The organism is Niallia sp. NCCP-28, from assembly GCF_023168165.1.
In the GTDB taxonomy this organism is placed as follows: Bacteria; Bacillota; Bacilli; order Bacillales; family Cytobacillaceae; genus Niallia.
Map to the genome: position 1 here is coordinate 246,247 of NZ_BQYJ01000006.1, position 13,381 is coordinate 259,627.

At 32.9% G+C, this 13,381-nt stretch carries 10 protein-coding genes and 2 pseudogenes; 5 read left to right on the forward strand and 7 right to left on the reverse strand.

The window, feature by feature from the left end; translation table 11 throughout:
* Positions 1–247 precede the first annotated feature (247 nt).
* The gene (locus NCCP28_RS17545; RefSeq protein WP_248562700.1) at positions 248–1,141 is read right to left on the reverse strand and encodes an AraC family transcriptional regulator; all 894 of its coding nucleotides are present in this window, start codon (positions 1,139–1,141) and stop codon (positions 248–250) included.
* Positions 1,142–1,263: 122 nt separating this feature from the next.
* Between NCCP28_RS17545 and NCCP28_RS17550 the strand changes: the two genes are divergently transcribed.
* Entirely contained in the window at positions 1,264–2,175 is a 912-nt protein-coding gene (locus tag NCCP28_RS17550; protein WP_248562701.1) for an EamA family transporter, read from the forward strand.
* 389 nt (positions 2,176–2,564) lie between these two features.
* Here NCCP28_RS17550 and NCCP28_RS17555 read toward each other — a convergent pair whose 3' ends face one another.
* From NCCP28_RS17555 to NCCP28_RS17570, 4 genes are all read right to left on the reverse strand, one after another.
* A complete protein-coding gene (locus NCCP28_RS17555) occupies positions 2,565–3,239 on the reverse strand; it encodes a DNA alkylation repair protein (RefSeq protein WP_248562683.1) in 675 nt (224 codons plus the stop codon).
* A gap of 20 nt (positions 3,240–3,259) precedes the next feature.
* Positions 3,260–3,643 (reverse strand): DUF1398 family protein, encoded by a 384-nt coding sequence (locus tag NCCP28_RS17560; protein WP_248562684.1) that lies wholly within the window; start codon positions 3,641–3,643, stop codon positions 3,260–3,262.
* A gap of 68 nt (positions 3,644–3,711) precedes the next feature.
* Positions 3,712–4,491, reverse strand: coding sequence for a helix-turn-helix domain-containing protein (locus NCCP28_RS17565; protein ID WP_248562685.1), 780 nt, complete (start codon positions 4,489–4,491; stop codon positions 3,712–3,714).
* A 368-nt stretch (positions 4,492–4,859) separates the two neighbouring features.
* Entirely contained in the window at positions 4,860–5,471 is a 612-nt protein-coding gene (locus NCCP28_RS17570; RefSeq protein WP_248562686.1) for a DUF4304 domain-containing protein, read from the reverse strand.
* Positions 5,472–6,158: 687 nt separating this feature from the next.
* Between NCCP28_RS17570 and NCCP28_RS17575 the strand changes: the two are divergent.
* From NCCP28_RS17575 to NCCP28_RS17590, 4 genes and pseudogenes are all read left to right on the forward strand, one after another.
* Positions 6,159–6,278, forward strand: a pseudogene (locus NCCP28_RS17575) (antibiotic biosynthesis monooxygenase); the annotation flags it as partial.
* A gap of 127 nt (positions 6,279–6,405) precedes the next feature.
* On the forward strand, positions 6,406–7,956 hold the full coding sequence (gene istA / locus NCCP28_RS17580; protein WP_248562702.1) for an IS21 family transposase: 1,551 nt from the start codon (positions 6,406–6,408) through the stop codon (positions 7,954–7,956).
* The gene (gene istB / locus NCCP28_RS17585; RefSeq protein ID WP_248562687.1) at positions 7,953–8,699 is read left to right on the forward strand and encodes an IS21-like element helper ATPase IstB; all 747 of its coding nucleotides are present in this window, start codon (positions 7,953–7,955) and stop codon (positions 8,697–8,699) included. The genes istA and istB overlap by 4 nt, the downstream gene beginning before the upstream one ends.
* A gap of 56 nt (positions 8,700–8,755) precedes the next feature.
* Positions 8,756–8,968, forward strand: a pseudogene (locus NCCP28_RS17590) (antibiotic biosynthesis monooxygenase family protein); the annotation flags it as partial.
* A 239-nt stretch (positions 8,969–9,207) separates the two neighbouring features.
* Here the strand turns inward: NCCP28_RS17590 and NCCP28_RS17595 are convergent.
* Both NCCP28_RS17595 and NCCP28_RS17600 read right to left on the reverse strand, forming a co-directional pair.
* The gene (locus tag NCCP28_RS17595) at positions 9,208–11,016 is read right to left on the reverse strand and encodes a PTS mannitol transporter subunit IIBC (protein WP_248562688.1); all 1,809 of its coding nucleotides are present in this window, start codon (positions 11,014–11,016) and stop codon (positions 9,208–9,210) included.
* A gap of 855 nt (positions 11,017–11,871) precedes the next feature.
* Entirely contained in the window at positions 11,872–12,705 is an 834-nt protein-coding gene (locus NCCP28_RS17600; RefSeq protein WP_248562689.1) for a pyruvate, water dikinase regulatory protein, read from the reverse strand.
* Positions 12,706–13,381 lie beyond the last annotated feature (676 nt).

Here is a 13,381-nt window from a genome sequence, read left to right on the forward strand (position 1 = left end):
AGATAGTGAATGATTTATCAACGTTTAGAAATTTATACTTTATCTAATATAATCCCCTTCTAAACTTTTTCCTATAAACGATAATCCCTTCATATGATTATTGTTTATAAGAAGAATTAAATGTATATTTTTTGTATAAAAAAAAGATTTCTATACAACTTATGCATGAAATAATGTATAACTAGTATAGAAATCCTCTTTAAAAATATATGTTTATTTTGTTAAAACACCCTTTTGTTTAACTACACTACTTCACAATTGATCTGTTATTTTTATACTTTTTGTATGCTAATGGTGTCATGTTTATCAACTTTCGGAATTTATCAATGAAATAGCTAGTGCTATTAAATCCTACTTGAAAGGCAACACCTGTGACATTGGAATCTGATTGTTGCAGTAAAATTAGACTTTTTCGAATTCGATATTCGGTTACATAATTTAAAGGTGTTTTATTTAGAGTACGTTTGAAATATCGACAACATTCGGAACGGCTTAATTGACCTGAACGCGCAATATCGTCTAAAAGGATTTTCTCATCATAATGCAAGTGTATCCAGTTTAGCATTTGTTTCATTCGATGACTCTTTACCATTTCTGTCTGTTCATACTCTAGTTGAACGCCATTTATAATCAAATTCTTCCAAACTAATGTTAGATGAACACTAATGTCGATTTCATAGTATGGCGGATGTTGTTTTATCAACAGATTTATTTGCCTAATAGAGTCTAAAATATTTGCCGCCCAAATCTCTTTTGGATCCAAGCGTAAATAAGGAATATTCGTAGCCTGAATATATGGGTTTATAAAGGTTGTATAAAGTTCTTGCGATAACATAAAACTTGGAGAAATATTTAAACAAATATAGATACAACCGGAATCATTGTTATCTTTGGCCATGTGCAACCTGCCACTATTTATAAATAGCCCTTCGCCTTCGCGAACAGTCATTTTTTCTTCATTTATTTGAAAAATAGCTGCTCCCTTTACAACGAGAACAAACTGAAATTCGTCATGCCAATGAAGAGGTATATATCCATTTATATTTTGGTTAATTGTTGTTTCATAACATGCAATTGGTAACACAACTGTACGATGTTCAGTTAATTCTTTTAAACTATGATCAACTATAAAATTTTTTATTTGCATGTTATCACCTCAATATTCTTATATTTTTCTATTCAATTTAGATATAATTTTAAGGTCTTCCTACTTATGATAGTAGATAGTATAACACTATTTTTATATTTAAAGGAGAAACAATGATGGATAGGAAAAAAGGGATTTTTTTAGTTATTACGGGAGCAGCATTTTGGGGGATTGGTGGCACCGTTGCAAAAAAACTTTTTCAACAGGCTGCAATTGATATAGATTGGCTTGTAACGACTCGATTGCTCATAGCAGGAATTTTACTCTTAACCATTCAATTTTTCAGCAAAGACCGTTCACAGATCCTTGGTGTTTGGAAAACAAAAAAGGTAGCTATTCCATTGATTATATTCGGGTTATTCGGAATGCTTGCGGTTCAATACACCTATATGGCCTCCATCAAACATGGCAATGCGGCTGTTGCAACACTATTACAATATTTAGCACCCGTAATGATTATTGTTTTCTTAATTTTGCGCAAAAAAGCTGTTCTTACACGGAAAGATATGGTAACTGTTTCGCTAGCTTTAGCTGGCTGCTTTTTCTTATTAACAAACGGCTCCATCTCTCAATTATCTGTACCAACACTTGCAATCGTTTGGGGAGTTTTATCTGGAGTAGCTTTAGCTTTTTATACTTTATATGCCATTCCTTTACTAAAACAATACGACTCCCTTGTCATTGTTGGCTGGGCAATGATTATCGGAGGTTTTACATTAAGTTTTATCCACCCACCTTGGCAAATAGACGTTAAAAGTTTAACTCTACAAACTTCTTTATACCTAATCTTCGTTATCATTTTTGGTACTATGATTGCATTTTGGTTTTATATTGAAAGTCTGCAAAGTCTGTTACCGAAAGAATCTAGTCTTCTAGGTAGTATAGAACCACTTGCGGCTGTTTTAACAACGGTCTTTTGGTTAAAAGAACCCTTTGGGATTTTCCAATGGGTTGGAACAACTTGTATTATTATAATGATCTTATTTTTAGCCTTGAATAAAGCTGATTCTTTAAAAGGAAGTCATTAAAAAACTAAAGCCTCTCCAATTGATTTGTTTCCCTGAGAGAGGCTTATTTCACTATATTTCCTCGTTTGTACAATAAAAAAAGGAAGGGCCGCAGCTACCTCCCTTCTTCAACTCAAGCCCCCTTTAGTTGAAGAAAGATTATAACCAATTTACAGTTAATCTCCTTATACTATATTGCTGCTGAACATTATCGTTGTACTGTGCCGTAAATGACTTGATATTTTTATCAATTGTTCTTAAACATAAAGCTTTATTGGAACAAACGCACCTCTTTTGTTTAGAATAATTATTCACAACCTTAATTTTATTCATGAGTAAAAGGCAGACTGGGAACTCTTCTGCCTTCGTTCACTTGATAGTTTATATATCATTAACATAATTTAAATAATTCACAGATTTTTCAACGCTTCTCGTCTACTAAGTGGCTTTAAATCATTTAAAGAAACAAACTTTTTCACAACTAAGGGGTTGTTTTTTCCATATTCTCTCAATACCCATCCTATTGCTTTTTGAACAAAAAACTCTTCACTGTTAGCCCTATTCACAATATATTGAAACAACCGCATTTCATCTGTTCTATTCTTATAATAAAGCTGATATAGTAGCGCTGACCTTTGTAACCAAATATTATCATCTAAAATCCATTGATCTGCATATTGAGAAATTAGTTTTGGATAGGCTGTAAACATATACCCCATTATATGAGGGGAAAGCACATCCACGGTATCCCACCATGATTTATTTACTAATAAAGAACTTAACCAAGGCATATCATCGGGAGTGAGGTCTTCTTTTACTTTTTGAAGTATATCGAGCGCTGCTTTTTGATACTCCCTTTCTGAACGTTCCCACAATGTAAGAATGATATATTTTAAGCTTTCTTTTGCAGGAACACCAAATTCATGAATAAACTGTTTCGTAATTTTTCGGCGTAAGGGTGTTCGAATCCCTAAAAAGTCAAATTGGTTCCTCAAATATTTTTTAGACCAGTTAGCATAATGCAAATCAATATATTGGGTATACAATTTCACAAGTTCATCAACATACCTATCTTTTAAAACCATCGCATAGCACCTGACTTTTTTTATATTTTAAGCTGTTCTTCAATTTCTTCCCCTTTAATACCAAGGTATATAACCTTTTTTTCTTTTATAAATACACGGTAGCTGACAATTCCTGCATTAGCAATCTCTTGTAGGAAGACTAAGAAAGGAAGAGAAATGTTAGTAATTGCTTCAAGTACCTTATTTCTATTAAAATCGTCTGAAATCACTAAATTCACTTGAGAATCTGTTTTAAATTCTGAATATGCTCCTATATATGTGGCTTGTCCCGTTGCAACTTCTATTTCGTATTCATTTATCCCTCTTTGGGACAATTCATCTAAGAATTGGTGGAAATCTATTACACCGTTACTTCTTCTTAGTAAAATTTCTCGAAACTCACTATCTGTTATCTTGTCCTTCATAAATAGTACCTCCAATTATCATTTATTTCCTTAATTCTACCTCCTAATTTTAACCTCGGAGTGACTTCTTAATCTTGTAAAAATGGGACATTATCATTATTAAAATGAAAAAATTCACTTGGTATTGAGGCAGTATGCTTTCGAAATTCCTTAATAAAATGGGATTGGTCAGTATATCCAGCCTTCATGGCTATATCTACCAGTTTATTTTTAGTATTCGCCAAATTTACGGCATATTGAAATTGTACTATTTGTGAGAAGGTCTTAGGAGACACACCTATTTTTTCAATGAATTTTCGGCCAAATTGCCTTCTGCTAAGAACTGCATCTTGGGCTAATTCATTAATTCTAATTGTGCCATGTGACGATATTATTTGATTTACAACCCACGAAATCCAAGGGTCAGTCTCTACAGCATTAAATTCTTTCCATAACATATTTTCTATTAGTTCTAAAAATAGATATGGACTTTGGTCTTGAATATTTAAGATTCTATCCCATTCAGATTTTTTCATCCAAAAATCCATTAATCCTATACTTGTTCCTGCAACTTCTCTAGGATGAATCTTTTTCCACTGAAAAAGAACTTCTGGTTTAAAAAACACTAATACAGAAGAAATATTCTCTGTACCTTGAAAAGTTTTTGGAGCTGAATCAATACCTGTTATTCCAGCGCCTTCAAGTTTCTTACATTGATCACCATTCAATACATTAATATGGCCTAGGTTTTGAAAACCCATTACATTATAAATATCCGGATAAACTATATAAGGTTCTTTTGATCCCTTACCTTGCCATATTATTTTTTCTATAAATGGGGATAATCTCTGTGGACGAATAACTATCATTGGCGTTCTTCCTTTCTTAAAACTTTTCTACAGTAAAGAGAATTTTTCAATCACTATTAGTATCTCTTTCTCCACAACATTCAACACACTAGAAGAAATCCCCATTATGAATTAATAGTTATTATTTAATAATACATTTCAATTTTTTTAATTGAGCTAACCCACCCACACTTTAAGTACATTTTTTCACAAAATAGGGTGAAAATGAAGGTCATTTGCTGCGCAGTATATAAGTCTACTATGTATTAGGAATGATGACTTAATTCTTCAACTAACCTGCCATTTTAGTGCCAGAAGAAACTAAAATGCGCTTTATTGTTATTGGATAAAAGTCCCTGTTTGTCACACAACAAAAACACTTCCATCAATTACTCTATCAATAACCCTAAATAATTGGCGAGTTCCTTAGCATACTCTTTTTGTGAATCGAACTCGGATTCAGCATATGCTTTATTAATTCTCTCTTGAGCTTCCTTATTATAACCATATGCTTTATACAAAATTGTTAGGAAGTGATTGCTCCCATACAAGTCTTGTTCGTCTTCTCTTTTCATCTCTTGCATTACCTCATTAATTGTTTGGAATTTCTCAAAGTACGGAAAAATCACTTTTTGTATATCGCTTCTCACTTCTCGTTTAACTTCATCTAAGTCACTGGATAAGTCAATTCTATACCAGGTATGTGGCTCATTTTTCAACTCAGAAATGTGAAATCTAAGAACCGAATGAATTTCTGTTGGGAATTTGGGTGGTTCCGTTTGATAATATGGCCCAAATATTTTATCAGTAAAAATGCCAGTATTAAAAGTAAATTCCACTTCTTCTTTCGTATTCCACTTAGAAGATTGGATATTTACAGTCCAAGCAAAATCAGAAAACATCTTGGCAAAATTATTCCCCTTCTTTTTAAAACCTTTTGCTTTAAATAATGGAGCAATTTCATCTTTAATAAGCTGCTTTAATGCATCCTGCATAATCATTATCTAATTCTCCATTTCTTATTTCTCAATGAGTATTATTCTCCCTTGTTCATTGAATTTCCTATAACCATTCTTTCACTAAATACCCCATTAGTACACTAAGCACAAGTAGTAATTTTGCATAAAAATTAGTTAGTATACAAAAAATATATTTATATTAATTCTAAACATCTTATAAATATACAATATAGATATAATCAACATCAGTTTAACCTCTTAAAGAAAGATAAGAATTTTGCTAAGTAACAACAGCCTATAATACGAGGCAAAAGTTATCCATATAATTAAAGTAATCTAACGATAAAACGAAAATTTCATAAAAGAAAATTGATGACTGATAATACTATTAATCTATTTTAATTCCGTCACATATGCTCTCACAGAAAACCCGCACATAAGGGAAATTATGCGCGGGGATTAATAGTTCATGCAACGGTGAAAAACTCATAATCGATGAAATCTATGGGGTTTAAAGTAATATTTAAAAGAATATTTTTAATGGATGTCGACCATGGTGTTTCATGATAATAAAATTGTTTAAATCATAATAAAGCCGATTAAAAAACAATAAAGTTATTTAAACATGAGAACTAATACTTTAAAAATAATGTCGGCTTTTTCCTATTAAGATATAATAGTTGTAGAAATTTTCATCCGAATATTGGGCATTAAGGAGCGTGGTTGGAGATTAGTAACTTAGCAAATACATATAAATTACCCTATTATGCAGTTGTCTTTGCTTCAGAGCGAACAGAAGGTGACAATGGTTATGGTGTAATGGCAGCAAAAATGGACGAATTAGCAAGTGTAACTGCTAAACTAAAATGGACAGTTTTTGCCAAGAAGCACTGAACACTTTCGCCATTTTTATTAGACATTCTAGTAAACTAAAAACAGTAGTTTACTGGGGGTCGGAATGTTGGAGGAAAAGTTAATGCTTTATTTAGAAATTCATCAAATGGCAAAACGAAACTTTTCAGTTTCTCGTATAGCAAAGCAGTTTAAAATATCAAGAACAACCGTTTATAAATATTTAGATATGACTTTTGAAGAAGCACAGCAATCATTTGGAGAAGGAATGAAGAAAACAAAAAAACTAGATCAATACCTTGATTGGATTCTAGCTTGGTTACAAGAATACCCACATTTAAGTGCGGCTCAAATTAAGGACTGGTTGTTAGAGAAATTCCCTCACCTACAGGTTGGAGATAGTACAGTTCGGTTATACATTCAACAAGTACGAGAGAAGTATCAAATTGAAAAGATCGTAAAGGTCAGACACTATGAGGCAATTCCTCAACAGCCAATGGGTAAACAATTACAGGTAGATTGGGGAGAAACAAAACAAAAAACAGTAGAGAAAAAAGAAGTAAAGCTTTACTTTATTGCATTTGTTTTAGCTCATTCACGTTATAAATATATGGAATGGCAGGATCGACCTTTTACCACACAAGATGCCATTCGATGTCATGAAAATGCTTTTCGTCATTATGGAGGAAAAACAGAAGAAATTGTATACGATCAAGACCATTTATTAACCGTAAGTGAAAATGCAGGGGAAATTATTTTAACAGCAGCATTTCAAGCCTACGTCAAAGAGAGGAAATTCCGTGTACATTTGTGCAGGAAAGCAGATCCAGAATCAAAGGGGATGATAGAAAATGTCGTCAAATATATTAAAGGAAATTTTGCGGATAGTCGTGTCTTTAAAGATATTGAGGATTGGAATGAACGTGCCAGTCAATGGCTAGTTCGTACAGGCAATCATAATGTACATCACACAATAAAAAAGAGACCAGATGAAGTGTTTCTCCTCGAAAAGCAACACCTACATCCAGTCTCTCCCCTACTTTCAAAAGAAAGTACCATTGGATCAAGTATATCAAGAAATGTGAACAAGGACAATACTATAAGATTTGAGTCTAATAGATACTCCGTACCTATCGGTACGTATAAAGCAAATGGAGATAATAAGGTATTTATACAAATAACTGGACTACATCAAGATACGTTAATAATTAGAAATAGTAAGAATGATGAAATCCTCGCTAAGCATGTGATTAGCAAAGAAAAGGGGATACTTGTCAAAAATAGAAGTCATAGTAGAGATCGCTCAAAGGGAATAGAAGTTTTAAAAAGTAGTATAGTAGCAGCATTTGAAAATGTGGAAAACGCAAATGAGTACCTAGATGAGGTACTTAATAGATATCCACGTTATCGACGAGATCAATTAGAGATTTTCCGTTCCATAGCACAGAATGAACCAAACTGGATAGAACAAGCACTAGAAAAGTGTAGAAAAGAAAATCTCTATAGTGCTAATGATTTTAGAGATATTGTGTATTATTTAAAGAAACTTGCACATGAAAAGTCTACATTAGCTGCTGAGCCAAAAAATGTTTTTACTAAGCGAAAAAGTGTTTATCCAATAGCTAAACGTTCTCTAAATGCTTATACAAGCATTTTGGGAGGTAATAAATCATGAACCAAACTGTTAAAGAATTACAATCTCAATTCAAGCAATTACGCCTAGCAGAAACAGCGGAGGAGCTTCCTAAGCTCCTTCGGGAAGCAGAGCAAGTATCGTGGACTTATCTAGAACTTCTGGAAGCAATTACTCATTTTGAGTTGAATAAAAGAGAAGAAAAAAGTATAGAAAGACGGATGAAGTGGGCCAGATTTCCTTATCACAAGACTTTAATGGAGTTTCAAGTGAAAGAGCAAAATGCACTAAGCGAACGTCAACTCACACAACTCCAAGAGTTGAATTGGCTGGAGCAACAATATAATTTAATTTTATTAGGGCCACCAGGGGTAGGCAAAACTCATTTATCTGTAGGATTAGGCATAGAAGCTATTCAGAAAGGATTTCAAGTTTACTTTGTCACCATGGGTGAGTTACTTCATTTATTAAAAACACAAGAATTTACACACAAATCACAAGTGCAAATTAAGCGACTTCAAGCTTCGGACTTAGTTATTATTGATGATTTAATGTATATGGCCATGGATCAACGGGAAGCAAATCTATTTTTCCAAGTAATTAATCATTTATATGAGCGAAGCTCTATCATATTAACATCTAATAAGTCCCCAGAAGAATGGGGAGAATTAATGGGTGATGAAGGAATAACAACAGCAATTTTGGATCGTTTATTGCATCGGGTAGAAGTAGTTTCTATGAACGGAGATAGCTATCGGATGAAAAATAGACAAAATTTATTCTAAGCAAAAGTGTCCAAACCAAATTAGCAAGAACTGTTCAATTTCACTTGACGGTTACAGCAAGTAAACAAAAAGGATATTTAGGTGTCGAAAGTGCAAGAGATTCAGATTTGGGCATTACCGTTTCTTACTGGAAAACACTCGAGGATATTGCTGCTTGGGAAAAAAATGCAGCTCACCAAATCGCTCAAGAACGCGGAAAAAAAGAGTGGTATAGTCGATTCGCATTACGTGTATGCAAGGTAGAACATGATTATCTATTTGAAATGTAGGGTAAGGGACATAAGTTTAAGATTTGGTAACCGAATTAAACAACTTTATTATCTTTACACACATGGATAGAAATTCATTCAAACCACTCCGTGAAAATATGCGCAGAATAGTCATTGTACTCATAAAACCATTTTTGAAAGAAGAAGAAGGTGAACCAGGTGACCAATAATAGAAAAAATTAGCATTCCTACTTTTCCTGAAGCACAAACAAAAAAAACTGGTTCTTAATTGAACCAGGCTAAACAGTCACTAATTTTGAATCTAATTTTTCTATAAGTTCATCATACTTTGGACTACTTAAAAAGTTTTCAACTGAAACGTGATATGCACGAGGCAATTTAGCTTTCGCTCGGTCCGTTAAATCTTTATGTGTAATCACAATATTAGCATCAACTGGCAAGTTATTAATGGAAGTATTGGATACTAAGATATCTAACCCAGCCTGTTGAACTTTTCTTTTTAAAATAGAGGCTCCCATCGCACTAGAACCCATACCTGCATCACAAGCAAAGATAATTTTAGAAACATTCTCAAATACTTGTTCAGGTGGTTCAACCTCTTCTGCTTCAATAGTTTTATTACCTTCTTCATTTTGTAGCGCATATAATAACTCTTCATATTTTGGACTGTTTAAGAAATTTTCAACCGAAATATGAATCGCATCAGGCAACTTATCTTTTGCTCGATCCGTTAAATCTTTATGCGTAATTACAATATCGGCATCAACTGGCAAGTTATTAATGGAAGTATTGGATACTAAGATATCTAACCCAGCCTGTTGAACTTTTCTTTTTAAAATAGAGGCTCCCATCGCACTAGAACCCATACCTGCATCACAGGCAAAAATGATTTTCTTAATTTCTTTCTTAATTTGGCTATTCAAACCATCTTCTTCTTTTCCTTCATTTTGCTGTTGAATTGTTTCAGCTTTCATGAATGTAGAAGCCTTGTTTTCTTCCCCTTTTAAGCTTGCTGTTTTTTCAGCTACCTTCGCTAAATTTTCTTCTGCTGTTTGCTTAGATGTTTTTAAAATAAGAGAAGCAATTATGAAAGATACTGCTGCTGCTACAAATACACCAGCGAGAATTCCTAGATGATTCCCTCTTGGTGCCATAGCTAATATACTCAAAATACTACCAGGAGAAGGAGCCGACACTAAACCTACATCAAAGAATAAGAAAGTAAATATCCCAGTTGCTCCACCAGCTATCGCAGCCAGCAGTAAAAATGGTTTCATTAAAATATAAGGAAAATAAATTTCCTGAACTCCACCAAAGAAATGAATGATAGATGCACCAGTTGCTGTTTGTTTAGCCGTCCCTTTCCCATATAGAATATAAGCCAATAAAATTCCTAGACCGGGACCTGGGTTAGATTCTAATAAAAATAAGATAGATTTACCAGTTGCCGAGGCTTGCTCAATTCCTAATGGACTTAAAACACCATGCATTATAGCATTATTTAAAAAGAGTACTTTAGCTGGTTCAATAAATAAACTAACTAGCGGTAATAACTTAGCATCTACTATTATTTGAACACCGTTTGCTAATGTTGTGTTAATTGTTAAAATAAATGGTCCAATAACTTTATAGGCAAGCACTATTAGAATACTAGAAATAATTCCCGCTGAAAAATTATTAATCAACATTTCAAAACCTGATTTAACTTTTCCATCAATCGCTTTATCAAATTTTTTGATCACCCATCCACCTAAAGGCCCCATAACCATAGCCCCTAAGATCATTGGTCCATCTGCCGCAACAATAACTCCCATTGTTGCAGCAGCACCTACTACTCCACCTCTTAAATCGTGAACTACCCTACCTCCTGTAAAACCAATTAATAATGGAAGCAAATACTTAATCAGTGGATTAACAAGCTTTGCTAAATCTTCATTAGGAAACCAACCTGTAGGAATAAATAAAGCTGTAATAATCCCCCAAGCGATAAACGCTCCTATATTCGGCATAATCATGCCACTTAAAAAACTGCCAAAGCGCTGAATCTTAACCTTGACAGCTGATTTTTCCTGACTTGAATTCGTCATTCCTAATTAATCCCCTTTCAAATTTCAAAAAACATGATATAACATTTATTAGTAGTGTAACTTTATAATAAGGCTACTACATAGGAGGTATCAATTTATAGAAAACCCTATTTTGTCATTGTAAATGTTGCCATGATTGAGATAAAATGACAAAATTCAACATTTACTATTAAAACCAAATCTTTAATATATCAAGAAGTTTATAGATACGAAATAGCCAAGCTTTTTAAAAGAGCTTGGCCACTTATCTATCTTTGGTTTTTCGACTAAAAATATTATAAAAACTATTAGAAACTTTATTATTGTTCGTCTCCTGCCATTACAAATTAATGATTTTATAATAGTTATAGGGTGCTAATCACTTAAATAGCGAGTTATCACTCTGTATTAAAATTAATTTATTAACTAACATCTTATATCCGCTTTTACCAAATTCTCCAACTGTTAACCCTATATTGCTTGTTTAGTACCTTTCAAACTATTTGAAATCTAGTTGGGTGGGACATTTGAAAATAAACTTGGAGAACATTGTATTTAAAGTAAGGTAATCTTAACCATGTTTTATATAGAATAAAAATTAAAATGGCAAAAGAAACAAAGACAAAAAGATATATATTGTTCTTTGTTTCAACATGTTCCTTCTTCACGTATCTTCAAAAATAACATAATATTCAGTTTTCTACCTTTAGATGTTCTCTACATCATAATCTACTATAGAAAATCTCCCCTCTTAACATATCCTAGAACCTTTTTCTACTCTTCCGCAAATAGGTAAACCCACTCGGGTCATTTCTTCTAAATTAACTCACTTGCCTCCTAAAAGTTCCTTTTTTCGTTAGTTCCCTTATCAGATCTCTATACAAATTTATTTATGATATACGATTCCTCCTTTTTTAACATCGCTAATATTAAATCGGCAGTTTCTTCGATCGCTTTATTTGAAACATTTATGATTGGACAGCCTATTCTTTTCATAAGATTTTCAGCATACTCTAACTCTTCAAATATCCGTTTTAAATTCGCATAATTCGCATCACTGGTTAACCCCAAATGTTTTAAGCGTTCCCTTCGAATTCCAGTTAATTTATCTGGTGTTATTACTAGGCCAACACATTTATTTTTAGAAATCTCAAAAAGGTAATCAGGAGGTGCTATTTCTGGTACTAAAGGTACATTAGCTACCTTATATCCTTTACGGGCTAAATACATCGATAGAGGTGTCTTTGATGTTCGGGAAACACCAATTAATACAATATCAGCAAATTTAATACCTTTAGGATCCTGTCCATCATCATGTTTCACAGCAAACTCAATTGCTTCAACTCTTCGGAAATAGTCCTCATCCAATTTCCTCATTAATTTAGGTTCCCCTTTTGGGACTTTATTAAATTTTTGAATAAAAGCCTCCATAAGTGGATTCATTAAATCAACTGCTATAACGCCTTCTTCTCGTGCCTTCTGATCAAGATATTGCTTTAAAAACGGAACAACAATCGTATAAGCAATGATAGAATTAGTTTCCTTCGAAGCAGCAATAATATTTTTAAGATCTTTTATATCCTCTACATAGGAAATATGCTGTATTCTTACTTCCCCTCTATTAAATTGGCTCGCCACTGCTTTTACCATCGTCTCAGCTGTTTCGCAAACCGAGTCAGAAATGATATAGATAAGTTCATTTGTATTCACACCCAACCTCCTTATTCTTTTGTGCTTTAGTTGTTCAATTAGAAAACTTTAGCATTTTTTCATTTAATCGTCTTTTGATTATCTACTGCATATGTACCCCATTAACTGGAAACAAACAAAAAACTAGTTAACCATCAATCTATGCTTTTCTGTACAAAGTCTGTTTTATTATTACCTATTTTATTGTCGAAGTATCATCCCCCACTTAGCCATGGGATTCACTCTAACTTAATATGGGCAATAAAAATTGATTACTCTTACACTTTTATCATAAAATGATGTCACTACTTAAAACAATGAAAGAAAAATGTATTTTCGTCAACCATATTGTTGCCATTTTTTTAATCCTTTCATAAAAAACCTAGCTCTGAATGGAAACCGGCTAAAAAGTCGCAATTCTAGAGTAGCATTTCCTATAAGCTCCTTCTATTCAGAACTAAATAAGACAAATAATGAAAAACATTATTCTATTTAATTTTGTCAGCATTGCTTCAGACAAAGTTGTACTTACTTCTAATTGCGATAAAAATGAAAGCGCTTTAATATAAAGGTATGAAATATAAGGGGTGAAATTAATATGTCAAATGAAAATAAAAGTGATATTCGTGTTAAAATACAACGTTTTGGCAGTCATTTAAGCGGAATGATTATGCCAAATATAGGAGCATTTATTGCC